Origin of the sequence: Mesoterricola sediminis, assembly GCF_030295425.1 — a bacterium.
Classification (GTDB): domain Bacteria; phylum Acidobacteriota; class Holophagae; order Holophagales; family Holophagaceae; genus Mesoterricola; species Mesoterricola sediminis.
Window position 1 is genome coordinate 2294547 of record NZ_AP027081.1, and the last position, 20649, is coordinate 2315195.

Consider the following 20649-nt stretch of genomic DNA (forward strand, 5'->3'; position numbering starts at 1 on the left):
TTGCTGTCTCCCAGTGCCGCGCGAAGGCCAGGGGTTCCCGGGGTCTGGACCCCGACCTGGGGCACCCGCAGAGGGTAACAGGTGCATGCCCCATGCATCCAATACCCTGCCTGGAAGCTCCAGCCACCGGAGGCCCCATGGAAAAACGCCGCTACCCCCGCACGTCGCTGATTTCCGATACCAGTTCCTCCTTTTCCCTGGGCGGGCAAACGTACGCCAATGTCCATGTCACCAACATCGGCACCCGCGGCTGCTGCCTCCGTTTGCCCGCTTCCACCGCCCCCAGCCTGCGCAGCCGGCCGAACCTGGACAACCTGGTGATCCTCCAGGCTGGCAGCCGCCGCTACGCCATGAAGGGCCGCATTGCCTGGGTGGCGGAGCCCCGCGCCCCGGCCGACGCCTTCCTCCAGGCCGGCGTGGAGTTCACGGAGGACCCGGAGGACTGCGCCCCGGAGGTCACCGAATACCTGGACGCCAACCGGGTGAAATAGACAGCGGGCCCCGAGGGCGGGAGGATGGAACCATGCTGCCCTCCCTCCTGCTTCCCGCCCTGACCCTCCTGGCCGCCACCGACCGGTTCCCCATCCCCCCGGCGCCCGTCCTGGCGCCGCCCCCCGAGGCGGAGCGCACCGACAAGGGGCTGGCCATGGTGGTGCTCAAGCCGGGGCAGGGAGGTGCCCGGCCCGCCCCGTCGGACATGGTGACCCTGGAGTACGCGGCCTGGTCCGAGGACGGGCGCTTGATCGATTCCACCTCCCGCCGGGAGCGGCCCCTCTCCACCACCCTTGATCAGTTAATGAAAGGCATGGGCCAGGCCCTGCGCCTCATGACCCCCGGCGAGAAGCGCCGGATCTGGATCCCCCAGCCCCTGGCCTTCGAAGGCGCCGCGGGGCGTCCGACGGGCACCATCACCATGGAGCTGGAACTGCTCCTGGTGGAGCCCAGCCCCCTGCTGGCCCCGCCCGACCTGGCGGCGCCCCCCGAGGGCGCCGTGCGCCTGCCCTCGGGGGTCGCGTACCGGATCCTCCGGCCCGGGGACATGGGGGGCCGGCCCACCTCCCGGTCCACGGTGACCGTGCGCTACTCGGGCTGGACCGCCGACGGCAGCTGCTTCGATTCCACCTGGCGCACCGGGTCCAAGCCGGCCACCCTCCGCCTGAACGAGGTCATCCCCGGCTGGACCCAGGTCCTCCAGACCATGACCCCCGGCGAGAAGGTCCGTGTCTGGATCCCGGAAAAGCAGGCCTACAAGGGCGAGCGCGGCATGCCCCAGGGCATGCTCGTCTTCGACATCGAGCTGGTGGTCTTCTTCTGACCCGGCGCCTCAGGCGCCGGCCTCCACCAGGAGGGCCAGGAGGGCGAGGGACTCCTGCCAGCCCAGGTGGCAGGCTTCCACGGGAATGGCGTCCGGGATGCCCGTCTGGACCACGGTGAGGTCCGTGCCCAGGGGCACCTTCTTCAGGGAGACCGTCGTCTCCATGGTGCCCGGCAGCCCCGGGTCGTCGAAGACGTCCGTGTGCCGCAGGCGTTCCCCGGGCACCAGTTCCAGGTAGATCCCGCCGAAGGTGTGGCCCTCGCCGGTGGCCAGGCTCGTGAAGGACATGCGCCATTCGCCCCCCTCCCGCACCTCCATGCGGTGGACGTGGGCGGTGAAACCGTTGGGCGGCAGCCACTTGACGATGGCGTCAGGGTCGGTGAAGGCCCGGTAGACACGCGCGGGATCGGCGCGGAGGACCCGGTGGAGATGGACGGCGCTGGCCATGGCGGCCTCCTTGCGGGGAGTTTGACCGGGTACCTTGACGGATGCAACGTGGTCTTGGTCTCATGTTTCAAATAACCGGCGCCGGGGACTTCCCCGTAAGCATTCCAACAAGGAGCCCCTCCATGGCCCAGGCCCATCCCGCCCGCAGCCGCTTCGCCCTCCCCGCCGCCAGTCTGCTGCTCCTCCTGGGGGCCTGCGGCGGCGGGGGCGGGGCCGCGCCGGAGACCCTGACCCTGACCGCCGACGCCGCGACCCTGAAGGTGGGCGGCGAAACCCGGCTCTCGGCCACCGACGGGCAGGGTCGCCCCGTGGCGGTCACGTACCAGGTCCTGGACGGCGCGGGCGGCACGGTGGACGCCACCGGCCGCTTCACGGCCTCGGCCGTGCCGGGCCCCGTCCGGGTCCAGGCCCGGGGCGGGGGCGGGGCCACGGCCATCGCCTCCCTGACCGTGCAGCCCTACCAGGTCACCCTCACCACCCAACCGGCCATGGCGGTGACCCGCTTCCGGCCCACCGCCGACCTCCTGGCGGACGGGTCCGTGCTCGTGGTGGGCGGCCCCGAATCCGCCCGGGCCGAGCGCTACGTGCCCGCCCAGCAGCGGTTCCTGGACGCGGGCGACACGGGCACGGCCCGCACCCACCACACCGCCTCACCCCTGCCCGGCGGCGCCCTGCTCGTGGCGGGCGGCCTGGGCCCCGGCGCGGTGCTGGCCTCCACCCTCCAGTACAAGGACGGGGCCTTCACCCAGGCCGCCACCCTGGCCGCGGCCCGCTACGATCACCAGGCCACGGTCCTCGGGGATGGCCGGGTCCTGGTCACCGGCGGCCTGCCCCTGCGGGGGAGCGACGTCCAGGCCCTGGCGGGGTGCGAGGTCTATGACCCCGTCCTGCAGCGGTTCACGTCGGCCTCCGCCCTGGCCCGGGCCCGGGCGGGGCACACCGCCACCCGCCTGAAGGACGGCCGCGTCCTGGTGGTGGGTGGCCGGGACAGCACCTGCCTCTTCACCTGCCCGGTGACCATCTGGCGGAGCGCCGAGCTCTTCGATCCCGCCACCGGCACCTGGTCCGACACGGGGTCCATGGCCCAGGGCCGCACCGGCCATACGGCGACCCTCCTGCCCGATGGGCGCGTGCTGATCGCCGGCGGGACCTCCCCCGACCTCCTGGACACGGACGTGTCGTCCCTCGTGGAGGTGTGGGACCCCGCCACGGGCGTCTTCACCGTCGCCGGCAACCTCCTGCGGCCCCGGAGCAACCATACGGCGACCCTCCTGGGCGACGGCACCCTCCTCCTGGCCGGCGGCCTCACCTACGGCGAAGGCACCCTCGCCACCGCCACCGCGGAGGCCTTCGACCCCCGCACCGGCCAGAGCCGCCTCGCCGTCTCGGACCTCACCACCCGCTACGGCCACGCCGCCGTGCGCCTCCCCTCCGGCCACCTCCTCCTCCTGGGCGGCAGCGAGGGCGGGGGGGCCCTGAAGCTGGTGGAGCGGATCGACTAGGCTGTGTTCGGAATCTATAGATTAGATAAATAGTTAACTTGTACTCATACGTAAAGGCTCGTACACCACGAATTTTCCTGGGGTAACGATGCCGAGACGTTTCCTGACCGATGCCATGTGGGCAAAGCTTGAACCGCTCCTTCCGCCAGAGCGTGGAGGGATGGGGCGATCCCGTCACCCCAACCGTCCCATGGTGGAGGCGATCCTGTGGAGGCACAGGACTGGGGCGCCGTGGAGGGACCTGCCGGAGGAATTTGGACCTTGGACAAGCGTGTACACGCGATTTGAGGCCTGGACCAAGCGCGGCGTGTGGCAAAGGATCCTGGAGTTCCTGCGCAAGGAAGCCGACCTGGAGTGGGTCATGCTGGATGGCACCATCCTTCGCGCTCATCAACCTTCAGCAGGCAAAAGGGGGCTCTGGAACCAGGCGCTCGGACGATCTCGGGGTGGATGCTCGACCAAGATCCATTTGATCTGCGATGCCCACGGTAATCCTTTGGATTTCCTGGTCACTCCGGGGCAAGCCCATGAAAGCCGGTCTGCTGAAGGATTGCTGTGCGGTTGGCAGGCAGAGTACGGGTTCGGAGATCGGGCCTACGATGGGAACCCGGTAAGGAAGGCGATCGAGGCCATGGGTGCGACAGCCGTCATCCCACCTCATCCCCGGCGCAAGAATCCGGCGGCCTGGGACTCACACCTATACAAGGCCCGCCATGCCATCGAGCATGGGTTCGCCAAGCTCAAACAGTTCAGGGCGCTGGCCGATAGAGTCCCAGGGAGTGGTGTAAGAGCCGGGTAGGCAGACAGATGGCCACCGTCCTCCGTATGTTTGTTTTTGCGGAAACAACATAGGAGCGGAGAACGATGGCCAGAGAAAGTGTGGAGGGTCTTGGGGCCCTGGGCAAGGCTTTGGAGGAAGGCAGCGGGGATTTCCTGCGCCAGCTCGTGATGATGACCCTGGAACGGATCATGGCAAGCGACGTCACCGCTCTCTGCCAGGCGGAGGCCGGGGAACGTTCGCCCTTGCGCGAGAATCAACGGAACGGGTGCGGGACCGGGCCTGGGAAACCCGCCTGGGGACGATGCCGCTGCGGATTCCGAAGCTTCGTCAGGGAAGCTACATGCCAGACTTTCTGGAGCCGCGCAGAAGCTGGGAAAGGGCCTTCCTGAGCGTGGTCTCGGAAGCCTACGTGCTCGGGATCTCCACCCGCAAGGTGGAGCACCTGGTCGAGGCCATGGGGGCCAAGGGGATGTCGAAAAGCGAAGTCTCCAGGCTGGCCAAGGACCTGGATACCGAGGTGACGGCGTTTCGTGAAAGGCCCCTGGAGGGCCCCTACCGCTACATCTGGCTGGACGCCATGTATCCGAAGGTTAGGGAAGGTCAGCGGGTGGTGGGCCTGGCAGTGCTCGTGGCCATTGGCGTGAACCAGCAGGGATACCGGGAGGTGCTGGGCCTGGAAGTTGCTGATGGCGAGATGGAATCGGCGTGGAGCGGCTTCCTGGAGGGCCTGGTCAAGCGCGGGCTGAAGGGCGTCGAGCTGGTGGTTTCGGACGCCCACACTGGGCTGAAGGCGGCGGTGCGGCGGGTCCTGAACGGTGTCTCCTGGCAGCGGTGCCGGGTTCATTTCATGCGGAATGCAGCGACGCGGTTGCCCAAGGCGGCGCAGGAGGAGCTTCTGGACCGCCTGAAGCAGGCCTTCCAGGCGCCCTGCAAGGAGGATGCGCAGCGGTTGTTCGCAGCCCTGGCCCTGGATACCCAGCGCAAGCACCCCGGCTTCTCGGCCCTGCTGGACGAGGCGGTGGAGGACGTCCTGGTCTACATGGATTTCCCCAAAGCCCACTGGCGAAAGATCCACTCGACCAACGTGCTGGAACGGGAGAACCGTGAGCTTCGCCGGCGATCCGACGTGGTGGGCATCTTTCCGAACCGGGCCGCAGTGCTGCGCCTTCTGGGCTCGTTGCTCGCGGACCAGCATGCTGAGTGGGTTTCTGCCCGGTTCCCTTACTTGAAGGTGAAGGCGTGATGGCCCTGGGGCGAGGTCGCGACCCACCCGGCCGGGGCGGTGCGCGGGCATGGAAAGGCTGATGGATTGCCCGCTGGATTTCGCTGCGCGAAACGGGCCTCCGGCCCGCCCTCCGGGTCCACAGGCAACGCCCCTGCGGGGCGCCCTTCGGGTCCACAACCTTCCAACACCCGCGGGCTTCGCCTGGAAAACGCTGGCGCGTTTTCCACACCGCCCCGGCCAAAGGTCCATCAGCAGCAGCATTTCATTGAAATCGGATCATACGGGTACGGCGGCGCTTCGCTGGCCGCTCTTGCTACACCACTTGACGGGACTCGGGCCGCTGGCCGCCAGGTTCGACAAAACGGCGCGAAGTTTCTCAGCCCAGGTGGCTTTGGCCTGCATCGTGATCTGGCTGAGGCTATGAGCGGAGGGTGACAAGCGTTCCGGATCCTCATTGATCCTATGAAACGCGGAGGCGCGGAGGATCTCGCAGAGGGTCGCGGAGGAAAGCGCTCCTGGAACCTGCCCCTGGATATCGAGTGGAGGGGGCTTGTGGTTGAGCGGGCCTACCGGCTGGATTTGCTGGTTGACGACCTCGTGGTCGTGGAGGCTAAGGCGGAATGGAGGTCGGCCTGCTCCTCAATTTCCGTCAGTGGCCTTTCAAAGACGGTGGAATCAAGCGGGTGATACATCCAAGGGCTTGATCCTTTCTCCGCGAGCCTCAGCGAGATCCTCCGCGCCTCCGCGTTCCAATAGGATGCTGCGAATGCGCGGCGCCATCAGGCACTGCAGCACAGACTCACTATTCCAGCTCCTCCATGGTCCGGCACGGATGGGTATTAGCCATTACTATCCTAGATTACGAACACACCCTGGGCGCTGTCGGCAAACCCAAGTCGTTCCCTGACATGGATGAACGGGAAGCTTGCAGGCGGAACCGGAAAAAGCTCCCCGGAGGGAGCTTTTGGTTGGGGAGGAAGGATTCGAACCCTCGATAGGCAGGATCAAAACCTGCTGCCTTACCACTTGGCGACTCCCCAAGGGCGATCGGTATTCTACCTTGGGCGGCGCCGGCCGGTCCAGTCAGGGGTTGGCCTTGGGGGTGAAGCCGAATTCCTCGACGCCCAGGAGATCGGCGCGGACGGTGGCGGCCTCGCCGCTCTCGAGGCGGGAGATGGCGCGGACGCCGGTGGTCGTCTCGAAGGCCGTCAGGACGCGGCGCTCGATGTCCTCGCGGGTGGCGGGATCCAGGGGGTAGGCGATGTCCTTGAAACTGCCGTCGCGCTTGCGCTTGGTGGGCATGGTGACGTAGAAGCCCTCGTCGTTCTCCATCACGCGCAGGTCGCCCACGAGGAAGCACCCGTCCAGCACGAGCCCCGCGAAGGCCCGCAGCTTCTCGTCCCCGTCCACCTTGTTGATCCTGACTTCCGTGATGTTGAGCATGTGGGATCCGTGCAAAACCCCATTCTAGCCGGGATCGCGCGGCCGGGTCCGCGAGGCTGATAGGATGGAACCTGTCGCATCAGGCAGGGGAGGACGGCGGTGTCCAATTCGACCGGCAGGGGGGTGGAGGTGAAGGATCCGGCGGTGGCGGCGCTGCAGGTGGCCGCGGCCACGCGGAAGGGGCTCGACGCCCTGGTCGCCTCCTGGAACCCGGCCGCCGCCGAGGCCTTCGCGGCCCACGTCGCGGGGCAGGGGGGCCGGGTGGTCCTCACCGGCGTCGGGAAATCCGGCCTGGTGGCCCAGAAGATCTCCGCCACCCTGGCCAGCACCGGGTGCCCCAGCCTCTTCGTCCACCCCACGGACGCCCTCCACGGGGACCTGGGCATGGTCACCGTCCAGGACACCGTCCTCATCCTGTCCAACAGCGGAGAGACGGAGGAGGTCCTCAAGCTCCTGCCCAGCCTCCTCCGGCTGGGGGTGGGCATCGGGGCCATCACGTCCCGGGGGGAGAGCCGTCTGGCCCAGGCGGCGACCTGGGCCTTCCTGTACGACCTGCCCGAAGGCGAGGGCTGCCCCTTGAATTTCGCGCCCATGGCGTCGACCACCCTCCAGCTGGTGTGGGGCGACATGCTGGCCGCCTTCCTCATGAGCCGGTCCGGGTTCACCCTGGAGCGCTTCGCCCAGCTGCATCCCGCTGGAAATATCGGCTCCAGGTTGCTGAAGTCGAAGGACTTGATGCACACAGACTACCCACGTGTGTCCCTGGACGCCGGCCTCCTGGACGCCCTGGGCGCCATGACCCGGGGCCGCCTGGGCATGACCACCGTCATGGACGGGGACCGCCTGGCGGGCATCATCGCCGACGGGGACATCCGGCGGGCCCTCGAAAAGGCCGAGGCCGAACGCATCAGCCCCCTGGACCTGAAGGCGGCGCGGATCATGACAGTCAACCCCGTCTCGGTCGAACCCGGGACCCTCGCCGTGGAGGCCGCCCGGATCCTCGAGGCCCGGAAGATCACCTTCGTGGTGGTGCGGGAAGGTGACCGGGCTGCCGGCATCCTCCACATCCATGACCTCCTGGGCGCCAAAGTCATCTGATTCAAGGGTTTCTGCTTTTCTGCCCCTGGACCCAAGGTTACATAATATACATTATCGAAAGTTGAATCCGGTGCGTTCCACCATCCTCCGATACCTCCTGAAAGCCTGGACGCTCCCCTTCCTGGGGGCCCTCATCTTCTATGGGGGCCTTCTCATGGCCTACGAAGTGGTGGGGGTCTCCAAGGAGATCTTCGCCATGGGCGCCCCGTTCAGGTGGCTGGTGCCTTTGCTGGCCCTGAGCCTCCCGGACAACCTGGGCCTGGTGCTGCCCATGGCCTCGGTGCTGGGCGGCCTCATGGGCATGCAGCACCTGTCCGAGGGATCCGAGATGGTGGCGGCCCAGGGCCTGGGGGTCGGCATGCGGGCCCTCGTGAAACCCTGGCTCATCCTGGCGGGGATCCTCCTCGTCCTGGCCAGCGCCAACGCCCACCTCGTGGTGCCCTGGGCCAACGCCACCCAGCGCGGCGCCCAGAACCAGATGCTGGAGGAGGCCCGGACGCGCTTCCTTCGCCCCGGCTCCGCCCCCTGGTTCCCGCCCAGCGCTCCGGGCGACGCGGTGTGGATGGCGCCGGACGGCCAGGTCCACCTCATGGAGGTCAACCGGGACACGGTCCAGCACCTGGTGGCCCGCTCCCTGGAGTGGAGTCCCGGAGAAGGCACTGGAGGAAATGCGACCATCAGCCTGACCTTGAAAGACTTGAAGGGGTCCGTCTTTCACAGGAAGGACCAGAGCATCGTCCACATGCAGGAGGCCGAACATCGCTACGCCTTCAGCGCGCCCCAGGCGCCCCGGCTCCTGAAGCCGACGGACGCCCGCTACATGACCACCCCCCAACTCCTGGCCCAACCCGGCTTCGAGACGACGGTGGAATTCATCCGGCGCCTCAGCCTGCCGGTGGCCTCCTGCGGTCTGCTGCTCCTGGGCGTGGCCCTGGGCCTCGGCCACCCCCGCTTCCAGAAGGGCGGCGCCATCCTCAAGAGCCTGGGCGTCATCCTGGTCTACTACCTGATGCTCAAGTACTTTGAAAATCAGATCTTGTCGGCCAAATCCACAGCACTCTTCCCCAGGTTCGCCCTCCTTGCCCTTCCCTGGATCTTCCTCGGGGCGGGCCTGCTGCTCCTGCGCCGCCGCCTGCACCCCCACCAGGCCAACCGCATCTACCGCTTCCTCCCCATGAAGGCGGTGCTCCGTCTGGAGGCCTTCGGGCAGGAGTGCTCGAAGACCTGTTGGAGTTCGCTCCGTAAGCCACTGGATAAATTCAAGATGTCCTTGGAAGCCAAGCGGAGCGCCCGCCCTTCCCGGGGCGTCCTGGCCCGGTGGACCCGGGGCCTCTGGTGGCGCAACTGGGGGGGCGTCATGGGCACCTTCCTGGCCCTCAGTCTCCTCATCGAATACGCCAGCCTCGCGGGCGACCTCGCCAAGAACAAGGTCTCCATCCTGATCTTTTTCAAGTATTGGGTCTGGAACCTCCCCCCCTTTCTCAGCGTCGTGCTCCCCCTGGCCTTCCTTCTGGGCGGGGTTCTCTCCCTCAGCGACGCGGCCGTGAGCCGGGAGTGGGTGGCGCTGCGCGCGGGCGGCGCGAGCCTGGTGCAGTGGTGCCGGTCCGGGTGGCGCGCCTGGGGCGGGGTCCTGATCCTCACCTTCGTCCTGCAGGTCCTCGTGGCCCCCTTCGCCTACCGCCAGCAGGACCGGCTCTACCATCAGATCCTGGCGCGCCCCACCTCCGAGTACAAATCCAAGCCCTGGCTCCACCTGGGGGCGACGGGCGTGGTGTGGCACCTGGAGGGGAACCTGCGGTGGGGCTTCCCCCTCAAGCCCGCGGGGGAAGCCCCCGTCCTCCTGTGCTGGAGCCGCGGGGAGGCCCGGAGCGCGGCCCTGCCCTGGGGCGGCCTGACCTGGGTCGATGGTCCGATGGCTTCCCGGCTCTTCCCCAGCGAGGCCCTCCGCCGGAGTTCGTACGCCGAGGACACCGCCACCCTGGACCTGGTCTCGTGGCAGGCCTGGGCGCCGGACCCGGAACGGGCGACGATCCTGTGGACCCGCCTCCTGAACTGGCTGGCCGGCCCCGTCCTCCTGTTCGCCATGCTGCCCTACGCTTTCCCGTCGCCCCGGGGCGGCCGGGGCACCGCCCTCGGCCTCAGCCTGGTGGCGGGGCTCGTCTTCATGGGGCTCCAGGCCCTCTTCTCCGGGGCCGCCAAGGCCGGGGACCTGCCGGCCGCCTGGGGCGTCCTCTGTCCCATCCTCCTGCTGTTCGGCTTTGGCCTGCTCCGGCTGGAAAGGCTCCGCACATGAACGGCCGGCGCCACCGCGCTCGCCGGGTCGTCCAGGTCCTGGTCCTGGCCGGCGGGGTGCTCATGCCTTGGCTCAACGGCGTCCGGCTGGACCTGCCCGGGTCCCAGGTGGTGTACGCCGGCCGGGCCTACCCCCTGGGTTGGCCCCACGTGCTCGGCCTCATCGTGCCCTTCGTGCTCCTGGTCTGGGGCCTGGCCTACCTCGCCTACCGCCGGGGCCGGGTCTTCTGCGGGTGGGCCTGCCCCTACGGAAGCCTGGTCGAGGCCTTCGACGCGCTCCGGACCGCCCTGGGCCGGGGGCGCCACCGGCGGGTGGCCGCCTGGATGCGGCGAGGCCCCCTGCACCGCTGGGCGCTGCGGGGCGGGGCGCTCCTCGTTCTGACGGTGGTCCCGCTGGTCATGGCGGCGAGCCTGGCGGCCTACCTGGTCCCCCCGGCCCGGATCCTCCAGGCCCTCGGCCGGCTTCCTGTCCTATCGGACACGGGCCAGACGGCCATCTGGGCCTGGATGGCCCTGGTCCTGCTGGGGTCCTGGGCGGCGGGCTTCGTTGTCCGGTTCCACTTCTGCCGCATGGTCTGCATTTACGGCATGGGCCAAGCCATGGCCGCCTCGGCCGCCGATCCGGCCCGCATCCTGCGCCCGCGGTTCATGCCCGGGTCCCTGGACGCTTGCGGAACCTGCCAGGCCTGCGTCAAGGCCTGCTTCGTGGACCTGGACCCGCGCACCCCGGACCTGAGGCTGGGGTTCTCGGACGGTTGCTTCAACTGCGGGGAGTGCGTGGACCATTGCGAGACCGTGCAAGGCCACAAGGGCGCCTCCGCCCTCCTCACCTTCGAACGGCCCACCCCGCCCCGCCGCCGGACCCGGCCCGCCGAACCCGGCGCCTGGGACTGAGGTCAGGCCTCCCAGGTCACGACGAAGGTGCAGCTGTCCCCGCCCTGCTTGCGGGTGGGCCGGGCCGGGTCGAGGGTCACGCGCACGTCGGCGCCCGCGGGCCGGTGGCGTTCGGCCATGGCGGTGATGATGCCCCGGTCGAAGTCCGACGGGTAGGGGTTGTCGCACACCAGGAGGGCCCGGCCGGGACCGTCGGCCTCGAAGCGGTAGGCGCCGATGGGGCCGCCCCGGTGGTTCAGGCGGTAGGCTTCGTCGATGGCGGCCAGGGCCCGGTGGAGGCTGGTGATCGGCGCCGGGAAGCGGGCCTGGTCGGGGATCTTGCGGCCGATGGCGTAGAGGGTGTTGGGGCCCAGGGTGGCGGCGATCTCACGGAACGCGTCGAGCCAGGCCTGCTGGCGGAACCACTGGCCCGGCTGGGGGTCCCGGATCCCGTGGGCGGCCAGCACCCGGAGGGCCTGGGCCGGCCCGAAGGGGAGGCCCGAGACGATGGCCAGGACCGTCTCGCCATTCACTTCCACGGCCTGGGAGGCGGCCTCGAAGGTTCTCATGACGCGGCTCCGGGATGGGGCAGGTTGGACCCGGCGGCCTCAGGCCACCACGTTGAGGATGAAGCTCAGGGCGCCCTTCCCCGTGTTGGTGAAGGCGTAGGGGCGATCGGAGGGGAAGGCGAGGGAGTCGCCGGCTTTCAGAACGGTGGGGCCGGCCTCCAGTTCGAGGGTCAGCTCGCCCCGGATGACGAAGACCGCCTCCCGGTAGCCCGGCAGGTCCGGCTCGCCCTGGTAGCGGTCGCCGGGGGCGATGGTCCACCGCCAGAGCTCCACGGTGCGCGAGGCGGGGAAGCTCTGGAGGAGGTCCACCCGGGTCCCGGCCTGGCTGCCCTGCCAGAGGCGGAGGCCCCGGGGCGGCAGGGCCCCCCGCCCCGGATCCCCGTCCCCGTCACTGACGAGCTCGGTGAAGGTCAGGTTGAAGGCGGCGGCGATGTGGCCCAGGGTGGCCAGGCTCACGTTGCTTTCCCCGCCTTCGATCATGCCGATCATCCGCCGGCTCACCTTGGAGCGGTCGGCCAGGTCCTGCTGGCTCCACATGAGCGCCTTCCGCCGGGCCACGATGTTCCGGGACACGGTGCTGAGGAGCTTCTTGGGGTCGTAGGCCATGCCCGTCCGGGGAAATATATTGCGCATCGGCGCCATGAGCAATATACTGCACATTGGCCCCGGGAGGCAAGCGCCCGGCCTGTTTTTTCGAACATTCAACGCCTTTTTCCATGAAGGAGTCCTCCATGAGCACCCCGGCCGGCACCTCTTCCCAGGCCTTCATCGCCCAGGAAAACCAGTACGGAGCCCACAACTACCATCCCCTGGACGTGGTGTGCACCAAGGGCGAGGGCGTCTACCTGACCGACGTGGACGGCAAGAAGTACATGGACTTCCTCGCCGCCTACTCCGCCGTGAACCAGGGCCACAACCACCCCCGCATCGGCGAGGCCATGATCCGCCAGATCCGCGAGCTGGCCCTCACCAGCCGCGCCTTCCGCAACGACCAGTTCCCCCCGCTGCTCGAGAAGCTCTGCCGCATCACCGGCTTCGACAAGGCCCTGCTGATGAACAGCGGCGCCGAGGCCGTGGAGACCGCCCTCAAGGCCGCGCGCAAGTGGGGCTACGACAAGAAGGGCATCGAGTACCCGAAGGCCGAGATCATCGTGGCCGACGGCAACTTCCACGGCCGCACCACCACCATCGTGGGCTTCTCCACCGATCCCGACTCCACCAGCCGCTTCGGGCCCTTCACCCCCGGCTTCAGGATCGTGCCCTACGGGGACCTGGAGGCCGTCAAGGCCGCCATCAACCCCAACACCTGCGCCATCTTCATGGAGCCCATCCAGGGCGAGGGCGGCGTGGTGATCCCCCCCAAGGGCTTCCTCAAGGGCCTCCGGGACCTGGCCGACCGCAACAACGTCCTCCTCATCCTGGACGAGATCCAGTCCGGCCTGGGCCGCACCGGCAAGCTCTTCGCCTTCGAGCACGAGGGCATCCGCCCCGACGGCATCACCATCGGCAAGGCCCTCTCGGGCGGCTTCTACCCCGTCAGCGCCTTCCTGGCCAAGGACGAGGTGATGGACGTCTTCACCCCCGGCATCCACGGCTCCACCTACGGCGGCAACCCCCTGGCCTGCGCCGTGGCCTCCGAGGCCCTGGACGTGCTGGTGGACGAGAAGCTCGTGGAGCGCGCCGCGGAGCTGGGCGACCACCTGCGCCACCGCCTCACCACCATGAAGACCGACAAGCTCGCCGAGGTCCGGGTCATCGGCCTCTGGGCCGGCGTGCAGCTCAAGCCCGAGGCCGGCGGCGCCCGCAAGTACTGCTACCAGCTCAAGGACCGGGGCATGCTCTGCAAGGACACCCACGTGGACACCATCCGCCTGGCGCCCCCCCTCGTCATCACCAAGGCCCAGATCGACTGGGCCGTGGACCAGCTCGAGGCCGTCCTGGCCTGAGCCCCGCGCCCTGACCGAAGCCGGCTCTCCGGGGGCTCACAGGCCCGCCCCCGGGGAGCCGGCCGCGTTCCAGGCCCAGCGGACCAGGTCCACCGTCCGCTGGGCGGAAAGCGTCAGGCGATCCCGGAGCCGGGCGCCCTGCAGGGCCTCGAACAGGGCCCAGTACACCGGGCCGTACCCGGGCTCCCCGGCGGCGGCCGCCGCGGCCTGGGCCGTCCGGTCCGCGGCCAGGACCTCCTCCACCAGGCCGTAGGCCTCCTCCAGCCACCGCCACGGCAGGCCCAGGGGATCCGGGCCCGGCTCCGCGGGGCGGACCTCGGGCCGGAAGGGGTCCTGGGCCTCCAGGCGCGCCAGCAGGTCCGACTCCCAGCGGGCATGGATGCCGGCCTGGCCCGTCCCTTCACCATCCGAATCGGCGGTGGTGTGCAGGGGCACCTGGAGGTCGCCGACGTAGTGGCTGAGCCAGGCCGTGGCGAGGAGGACCCGCTCCCGGTCCCCGGCCTGGAAGGCCCGGACGAGGTCGAGGGCCCGGGCCTGGATGACCCAGGGCACCTGCCCTGCCCGGAGGAAGCCCGCCGGCCCCAGGCGCGCCCAGGCCGCCTCCGGGTCCCGGGGCACCGCGGCCGGGCCGCCGTAGGCCTCCGAATCCAGGTAGTGGCGGGGGCCCTCCAGGGGATCCGAGGCCCGCCACCGGTCCGGATCGACGGCGTGGTCGGCCACCTCCCCTTCGCGGCCCCGGTACCATCCGGCCAGGCCGGGCGGCAGATCGCGGAGGGCGCCCACGGCCAGGAGCCGGTGGCCCAGGGCGCCCCAGGCGGAGAGCGGCGGTGCCGCCAGCAGGAGCAGGGCGAGGAATCCGGGTCGCATGGCGCCTCCAGGCGGGCCTGGGGCCCCCTCCCGGGTGCCGCCGACCTCCGGGAAGTTCGGGCGCCGGCCCCCGCCCCCAGGCAGACCGGGCATTCCGCTAGAATGGACGCCGGAGGAACGCGCATGGCCGAAGGGCCTTCCCTGCTGCTGGATCACGCCCTGGACTGCCTGCGGGCCGTTCCCGGCCTTGCGCCCGGGGCCCGGGTCCTGGCCGCCATGTCGGGGGGCATCGACAGCTCCGTGATGGCCGCCCTGCTCCACCGGGCCGGCTTCGAGGTGGTGGGGGTCTCCATGCAGCTCTTCGACAAGACCCGGGGCGGCTCGCAGGACGCGGCCGAAGGGCGCTGCTGCACCCTGGACGACTTCCAGGACGCGCGCCGGGTGGCCTTCCAGACCGGGTTCCCCCACTACGTGATGGACCTGGAGGACCGCTTCCGGACGGAGGTGATCGATCCCTTCATCGCGGCCTACCTCGGTGGCGAAACCCCCAGTCCCTGCATCCGGTGCAACCAGCACCTCAAGTTCCGGGCCCTGCTGGAGTCGGCCGACGCCATGGGCTGCTCCCACGTCGCCACGGGCCACTACGCCCGCATCGCCCGGGACGGGGCCGGCTGGCACCTGCTGAAGGCCGCGGATCCGGACAAGGACCAGAGCTACTTCCTGTTCACCCACGACCAGGCCACCCTCGCCCGCACCCTCTTCCCCCTCGCCCCCTTCAGCAAGCCGGAGGTGCGCCAGCTGGCCCGGGATTTGGGCCTCCACCTGGCGGAGAAGGCGGAGAGCCAGGAGATCTGTTTCGTGCCGGGGCGCTACGACGCCTTCATCGAATCCGAGGGCCGGGCCCCCGCGCCGGGCGCGGGCCGGGTCCGCCACGTGGACGGCCGGGACCTGGGCGCCCACGGCGGCTATTGGCGTTTCACGGTCGGCCAGCGAAAGGGCCTGGGGATCGCCCATGCGGAGCCCCTCTACGTGGTGCGGGTGGACCCGGCCACGGACACGGTCTGGGTGGGGGGCGAGGGGGACCTCTTCGCCACCCGGCTCCGGGCCGGGGAGGTGTCCTGGTGCCGGGAGGCCCCCCGGGGTCCCCTGGCGTGCCGGGCCCGGATCCGGTCCCGGGGGCGCGAGGCGGAGGCGGTTGTCGTTCCCTTGCCCGACGGTCAGGTCGAAGTGACCTTCCAGGTGCCCCAGCGCGCGGTGGCGCCCGGCCAGGCGGTGGTGTTTTACGGGGAGGAAGAAGTCCTGGGAGGAGGCTGGATCCGGGCCGCGCTCCCGGCATAATGGGGCCATGCTCCCCCGCGGCTCCTGGCCGGCCCTTCTGTGTGCGCTCCTTGCCGCTCCGGCGGGCGGGAGCCCAGCCTCCCTGCCCCTGACCGAGGTCCTGAAGGGCGGCCGGAAGGCCTACACCCTGGTGGGGACGGACGAAGGCCTGGCGTCGGGGGCCGTCGTCTGCATGGCCCAGGACACCCAGGGTTTCCTGTGGATGGGGTCGGAAAACGGCCTGATGCGCTACGAGGGCGCCTCCAGCCGCCTCTATGGGACCGAGGACGGCCTCCCCTCGGCCATGGTCGGGCGCCTCCTGGCCGACCCGGACGGCGGGATCTGGGCCGCCACCCTGCGCGGGCTGGTCCTGTTCCGCGACGGCGCGTTCCGGCCCATCGAGGTGGAGGGCAAGCCCTACCTGGGCAACCCCGGGCACCTGGCCCTGGACCGGCGGGGCCGGGTCTGGATCCACACCGCCGATGGCCTCCTCCGCCAGAAGGCGGGCCTGGTTTTCGAGCGGGTGGGCTGGCGCGCCCCCGCCGCGGTCTACGACCTGGCCACGGGGTCCGTCACGGGCCGGGTGTACGTGGCCTCCCAGGCCGGCATCCACGGGATCGAGGAGGACGGGCGGCACCTGGACTGGGGTCCCGCCGAGGGCCTGCCCCCCGAGGGTCCCATGACGGTGGTGGAGGATGGCCAGGGCCGCCTCTGGGCCGGGTCGGGCCGGACCCTCGCGCGCCTGGATCGGGGCGCCGCGCGCTTCGCGCCGGCCTCCGAGCACCTGCCCGCGCCCATCTCCCCCAACGGCCACGCCTACGTGGACCGGGACGGCACGGTGTGGATGCCCACCCAGAACGGGGCCCAGCAGCTGGGCGGCGAGCGCCTGGACGCCGCCCATGGGCTGCCCTTCCGCTGGGTCCGGGGCCTCTTCCGGGACCGGGAGGGCTCCCTGTGGGTCATGGGCACCGGCCTCGCGCACCTCAAGGGCCACGGCCGGATCGTGACCCTGGGCGCGGGCGGGGAGGTGGTCTGGGCCATGCTCCGGGACGCCCAGGGCCGCATGCTGGAGGCCACCGACAACGGGGTGCTGCGCATCGGGCCGGAAGGCGCCGTCCCCCTTCCCGGCACCGAGGGGTGGCGGATCAAGGGGCTGGCCCTGGACGCGGAGGGGACCCTCTGGATGGTCAACACCCGGGGGCCCACGCTGTGGCTGCGCCGGGGGGCGGCCGCCGCCGTCCAGGCGCCCCTGGGGGAGGCGGGCACGGGCTGCAACAGCGTCCACGTGGATCCGTCCGGCCAGGTGTGGCTGGGGCACATCCACAAGGGGCTGCTCCGGTGGGATCCGCGGGCGCGCCGGCTCGTCCAGGAGGTGCCCCCCGCCGGCCCGGGCGCCCAGACCACGGCCGCCTTTGAAATCCATGGGGACGCCCAGGGCCGCCTCTGGGTCGGCACGGACACGGGGCTCCTCCTCCGGGAGGCCTCCGGGGCCTGGCGCTTTCACCGGGAGCCGTCGGGCCTGCGGGTCCGGGGGATGGCGATCCTGCCGGACGGCACGGCCTGGGTCCACGGGGACGAGCCCAAGGGGCTGGCCCGGGTGCGCCTGGCCGACGGCGGCCTGGAGGTCCTGGAGCGCCGCACCCGCGGCCAGGGGCTGAGCAGCAACATGTTGTACGCCGTTCGGCTGGATGGCGCCGGCCACGTGTGGGTCGCCACCGACAAGGGCCTGGACCGCCTGGACCCGCCCCTCCACCTGGGCCGGCCCGAGGGCCTCGCCAGCGAGGACTGCTCCGTGAGCGCGCTCCGGGCGGAGGGGCAGGTCCTGTGGGTCGGCACTTCGGCTGGCCTGTCCGCCGTCGACGCCGCCGCCCTGCCCGAGCCGCCCCCGCCCCCCCAGGCCCACATCCTCCAGGTGGCCTTCGGCGGCCGGCGGCTGGAACCCCCCTTCGGAGCCCTGGGGGCCATCCCCTCCGACCAGGCCTCCGTCGCCTTCCGGGTGGCGGCCCCCGCCTATGCCAACCCCCAGGCGCTGCGCTTCCAGGTCCGGCTCCTGGGCCTGGAGGCGGCCTGGCGGGACCTGGACGGCCGCCAGGTCCACTTCCCCGCCCTGCCGGGGCGATCCTACCGCTTCGAGGTGCGGGCGGCGCTCGGCACGGGGCCCTTTGGCCCGCCGGCCACCCTGGCCTTCAAGGTCCTGCCCCCCTGGTGGCGCACCGGCTGGGCCTACGGGGCCGCCTTCGCCGCCGGGTGCGGCCTCCTCTATGGGGTGGTCCTCCTGCGCCTGCGGGCCCTGGCCCGGAGCAAGGCGGCCCTGGAGGCCCTCGTGGCCGCGCGGACCCGGGAGCTGAGCGAGCGGAACCAGGAGCTCTCCGAGGCCCTGGGCAACGTGAAGCAGCTCTCCGGCCTCCTCCCCATCTGCGCCCACTGCAAGAAGATCCGGGACGACCAGGGCTACTGGAACCAGCTCGAGCTCTACCTCTCCCAGCACGCGGAAGTGGGCTTCAGCCACGGCATCTGCCCCGAATGCGCGTCCCTCCACTATCCGGCGTTCCGGAAGAAGGGCTGAGGGCCAGGGCTTTCCAATGCGCCGCTGGCCTTCTAGACTGGGCTTCCACGAACGCAGGGAGTTCCGCGTGTCCCACCACAAGGTCATCATCATCGGCACCGGCCCCGCCGGCTACACGGCGGCCATTTACGCCTCCCGGGCCAACCTGGCGCCCCTCGTCTTCGAGGGGGCGCAGCCCGGCGGCCAGCTCACCATCACCACCGAGGTCGAGAACTTCCCCGGGTTCCGGGAGGGCATCCTGGGCCCCTCGCTCATGGACGAGATGCGCGCCCAGGCCGAGCGCTTCGGCACCGAGATCCGCTCCGAGACGGTGCTCCGGGCCGACGTGGCCGCCACGCCCAAGCGGGTCGCCACGGACAAGGGGGAGTACACCTGCGACGCCCTGATCATCGCCACCGGCGCCTCCGCCAAGTGGATGGGCATCGGCAAGGACGAGGCGCTGAGCCGCACCGGCGGCGGCGTCAGCGCCTGCGCCACCTGCGACGGCTTCTTCTTCCGCGGCAAGGAGATCGCCGTGGTGGGCGGCGGCGACACGGCCGTGGAGGAGGCCACCTTCCTCACCAAGTTCGCCTCCAAGGTCACCCTCATCCATCGCCGGGACCAGCTCCGGGCCTCCAAGGCCATGCAGGAGCGGGCCTTCGCCAACCCCAAGCTGCAGGTCCGCTGGAACGCCGTCGTGGAGGACATCGCCACCCGCACCCAGACCCTGGCCACCGGGGAGACCGTCGAGAAGATCTCGGCCCTCCACCTCAAGGACACCGTGACCGGGGCCCTGGACGAGCTGGCCGTGGAAGGGCTCTTCGTGGCCATCGGCCACCAGCCCAACACCCACCTCTTCGCCGGCCAACTGCCCATGGACGCGGCCGGCTACCTCCAGGTCGTCCCGGGGACCACCCGCACCCCCGTCGCGGGCGTCTTCGCCTGCGGCGACGTGCAGGACCACCAGTACCGCCAGGCCATCACGGCCGCGGGCAGCGGGTGCATGGCGGCCATCGACGCCGAGCGCTGGCTGGGGGAGCAGGGCCTGGGGGCCTGATCCCCGGCCGGGACAGGCCCGTAAAGACCCCTTAACGCGGGTCCCCGCAGGCTGTACATTGGGCCAGACTCCCCGGCCGCCATGGATATCCTCGTCATCACCCAGCATCACCGGCTTGTGGAATCCCTGCGGACCGCGTTCCAGGGGGTGGGCCACCGGCTCACCGTGATGCAGGACGCCCTCCAGGCCCTCGCCGCCGAGGCCTGGGACCGGGCCCGGCTCGTGCTGGTGGACGCCGAAGGGGACCCCATGAGCGGCTACCAGCTCTGCGGGCTCCTGCGGGGGGAGTCCCGGGTCCTGTACCGGAACCTGCCCGTGTTCCTCATCCTGGACCGCCCCCCCTCCGGCGAGGAGCTGGCCCTGCTGGACGCCGTGGACGGGGACGGGTTCTGCGAGACCTTCGCCTCCCCCGAACGCCTCCATGCCCAGCTCGGCCCCCTCCTGGAGGGGAGCTCCCTGCGCGCCGGCGGCCAGCCCCTGCGGGCCCTGGCCCGGGGCCTGGGCGCGGGGGCCCGGGCCCGGGTGGACGACGTGGTGCGGGGCTTCGGCTTCGACCTGGAGGCCGTGCCGGCCCGGGGCCTGAACGACGCGATCCTGGACCGGCGCCCCCTCCTCCTCTTCCTGGGGGTGGACGCCACGGGGGACCGGGCCCTCCGGGTCCTGCGGAACCTGCCCGAGGGGCACGTCCCCTACACCTTCCTGGTGGGGGGCCGGATCCCGGAGGCCGCCCAGCGCCGCCTCCTCAACGCCGGGGCCATGGCCTGGCTCAGCCTCCCCGTGTCCGGCCCCCTCCTGGTCCACGGCGTGCGGCAGGCCATGGAATGGCTCCACATCCGGCGCCTCAAGGGGGAGGTGCAGCGCCAGCTCAACGAACTGGCGGAACGCCGGGCCGCCCTGGAGCGGGAGGCCAGCAGCCTGCGCAGCGAGATCCTCCTGGATCCCCTCACGGGCCTCTTCAACCGGCGGGCCTTCACCCAGAACCTGGAGCACGCCGTCCACCAGTGGGAGCGGCACCGCCGCGCCTTCGTCCTCATCCTGGGGGACCTGGACTACTTCAAGCTGATCAATGACCGGTTCGGCCACGTGGCCGGCGACCAGGTCCTCCAGGGCGTCGGCCACCTGCTCCGGGCCGGCCTCCGCCGGTCCGACCTGGCCTTCCGCATCGGCGGCGAGGAATTCGCCGTCCTGCTCATGGAGACCACCCTGGAGGCCGGGGCCGAGGTGGCCGAGAAGATCCGCCGCCGCATCGAGGCCCACCCCTGCCCCCTGCCCACGGGTCCCACCGCGTTCCCCACCATGTCCTTCGGGGTCGGCGCCCCCGACGCCCGGGACGCGGCCGGCCTCTTTTCCCGGGTGGACGAGGCCCTGTACCTGGCCAAGCGGCGCGGGCGGAACCGGGTGGAGGTGCTGGAGGCCCCCGCCTCCTGATGGC

At 70.7% G+C, this 20649-nt stretch carries 18 protein-coding genes, 1 tRNA gene and 1 pseudogene; 14 read left to right on the forward strand and 6 right to left on the reverse strand.

All coding sequences use genetic code 11. The features are described 5' to 3' along the window. The first annotated feature begins 137 nt into the window (after positions 1-137). Both R2J75_RS10145 and R2J75_RS10150 read left to right on the forward strand, forming a co-directional pair. Positions 138-491, forward strand: coding sequence for a hypothetical protein (locus tag R2J75_RS10145; RefSeq protein WP_243333969.1), 354 nt, complete (start codon positions 138-140; stop codon positions 489-491). A 32-nt stretch (positions 492-523) separates the two neighbouring features. After that, positions 524-1315, forward strand: a complete 792-nt coding sequence (locus R2J75_RS10150) for an FKBP-type peptidyl-prolyl cis-trans isomerase (RefSeq protein WP_243333967.1) — start codon at positions 524-526, stop codon at positions 1313-1315. A gap of 9 nt (positions 1316-1324) precedes the next feature. Here R2J75_RS10150 and R2J75_RS10155 read toward each other — a convergent pair whose 3' ends face one another. After that, positions 1325-1762: an SRPBCC family protein gene (locus R2J75_RS10155; protein ID WP_316410064.1), complete on the reverse strand. Its 438-nt coding sequence runs from the start codon at positions 1760-1762 to the stop codon at positions 1325-1327. Between the two features lie 122 nt (positions 1763-1884). On the opposite strand from R2J75_RS10155, the gene R2J75_RS10160 reads away from it, so the two are divergent. From R2J75_RS10160 to R2J75_RS10175, 4 genes and pseudogenes are all read left to right on the forward strand, one after another. Then, on the forward strand, positions 1885-3264 hold the full coding sequence (locus R2J75_RS10160) for a Kelch repeat-containing protein (protein WP_243346975.1): 1380 nt from the start codon (positions 1885-1887) through the stop codon (positions 3262-3264). Between the two features lie 88 nt (positions 3265-3352). After that, a complete protein-coding gene (locus tag R2J75_RS10165; protein ID WP_316410065.1) occupies positions 3353-4063 on the forward strand; it encodes an IS5 family transposase in 711 nt (236 codons plus the stop codon). A gap of 170 nt (positions 4064-4233) precedes the next feature. After that, positions 4234-5288: pseudogene (locus R2J75_RS10170) on the forward strand (IS256 family transposase). Positions 5289-5732: 444 nt separating this feature from the next. Next, positions 5733-5957 carry a GxxExxY protein gene (locus tag R2J75_RS10175; protein WP_316410066.1) on the forward strand — a complete coding sequence of 75 codons (225 nt, stop codon included), beginning with the start codon at positions 5733-5735 and terminating at the stop codon, positions 5955-5957. 278 nt (positions 5958-6235) lie between these two features. Here the strand turns inward: R2J75_RS10175 and R2J75_RS10180 are convergent. Then, a tRNA-Gln gene (locus tag R2J75_RS10180) sits at positions 6236-6310 on the reverse strand. Positions 6311-6353: 43 nt separating this feature from the next. Next, positions 6354-6713, reverse strand: coding sequence for a SpoVG family protein (locus tag R2J75_RS10185; protein ID WP_243335278.1), 360 nt, complete (start codon positions 6711-6713; stop codon positions 6354-6356). Between the two features lie 99 nt (positions 6714-6812). On the opposite strand from R2J75_RS10185, the gene R2J75_RS10190 reads away from it, so the two are divergent. The 3 genes from R2J75_RS10190 to R2J75_RS10200 all read left to right on the forward strand — a co-directional run bounded on the left by R2J75_RS10190 (position 6813) and on the right by R2J75_RS10200 (position 10997). Continuing rightward, positions 6813-7811 (forward strand): KpsF/GutQ family sugar-phosphate isomerase, encoded by a 999-nt coding sequence (locus R2J75_RS10190; protein ID WP_316410067.1) that lies wholly within the window; start codon positions 6813-6815, stop codon positions 7809-7811. 70 nt (positions 7812-7881) lie between these two features. After that, complete coding sequence (locus R2J75_RS10195; protein WP_316410068.1) at positions 7882-10104, forward strand: LptF/LptG family permease; 2223 nt, start codon at positions 7882-7884, stop codon at positions 10102-10104. Beyond that, a complete protein-coding gene (locus R2J75_RS10200; protein ID WP_316410069.1) occupies positions 10101-10997 on the forward strand; it encodes a 4Fe-4S binding protein in 897 nt (298 codons plus the stop codon). The genes R2J75_RS10195 and R2J75_RS10200 overlap by 4 nt, the downstream gene beginning before the upstream one ends. Before the next feature lie 2 nt (positions 10998-10999). Here the strand turns inward: R2J75_RS10200 and R2J75_RS10205 are convergent, their stop codons facing one another. Both R2J75_RS10205 and R2J75_RS10210 read right to left on the reverse strand, forming a co-directional pair. Further along, positions 11000-11545: a hypothetical protein gene (locus R2J75_RS10205; protein WP_243335273.1), complete on the reverse strand. Its 546-nt coding sequence runs from the start codon at positions 11543-11545 to the stop codon at positions 11000-11002. Positions 11546-11584: 39 nt separating this feature from the next. Continuing rightward, positions 11585-12151: a helix-turn-helix domain-containing protein gene (locus tag R2J75_RS10210; protein ID WP_243335271.1), complete on the reverse strand. Its 567-nt coding sequence runs from the start codon at positions 12149-12151 to the stop codon at positions 11585-11587. Between the two features lie 125 nt (positions 12152-12276). On the opposite strand from R2J75_RS10210, the gene rocD reads away from it, so the two are divergent. Next, positions 12277-13491, forward strand: coding sequence for an ornithine--oxo-acid transaminase (rocD, locus tag R2J75_RS10215; RefSeq protein WP_243335269.1), 1215 nt, complete (start codon positions 12277-12279; stop codon positions 13489-13491). A gap of 36 nt (positions 13492-13527) precedes the next feature. Here rocD and R2J75_RS10220 read toward each other — a convergent pair whose 3' ends face one another. Beyond that, positions 13528-14358, reverse strand: coding sequence for a phospholipase C/P1 nuclease family protein (locus tag R2J75_RS10220; RefSeq protein ID WP_316410070.1), 831 nt, complete (start codon positions 14356-14358; stop codon positions 13528-13530). Positions 14359-14481: 123 nt separating this feature from the next. Between R2J75_RS10220 and mnmA the strand changes: the two genes are divergently transcribed. From mnmA to R2J75_RS10240, 4 genes are all read left to right on the forward strand, one after another. Next, positions 14482-15636 carry a tRNA 2-thiouridine(34) synthase MnmA gene (gene mnmA, locus R2J75_RS10225; protein WP_316410071.1) on the forward strand — a complete coding sequence of 385 codons (1155 nt, stop codon included), beginning with the start codon at positions 14482-14484 and terminating at the stop codon, positions 15634-15636. 7 nt (positions 15637-15643) lie between these two features. After that, positions 15644-18181, forward strand: coding sequence for a ligand-binding sensor domain-containing protein (locus R2J75_RS10230; protein ID WP_316410072.1), 2538 nt, complete (start codon positions 15644-15646; stop codon positions 18179-18181). Positions 18182-18197: 16 nt separating this feature from the next. Next, positions 18198-19217 (forward strand): thioredoxin-disulfide reductase, encoded by a 1020-nt coding sequence (gene trxB, locus R2J75_RS10235; RefSeq protein ID WP_394365835.1) that lies wholly within the window; start codon positions 18198-18200, stop codon positions 19215-19217. 81 nt (positions 19218-19298) lie between these two features. Then, on the forward strand, positions 19299-20645 hold the full coding sequence (locus tag R2J75_RS10240) for a GGDEF domain-containing response regulator (protein ID WP_316410074.1): 1347 nt from the start codon (positions 19299-19301) through the stop codon (positions 20643-20645). Positions 20646-20649: the final 4 nt, after the last annotated feature.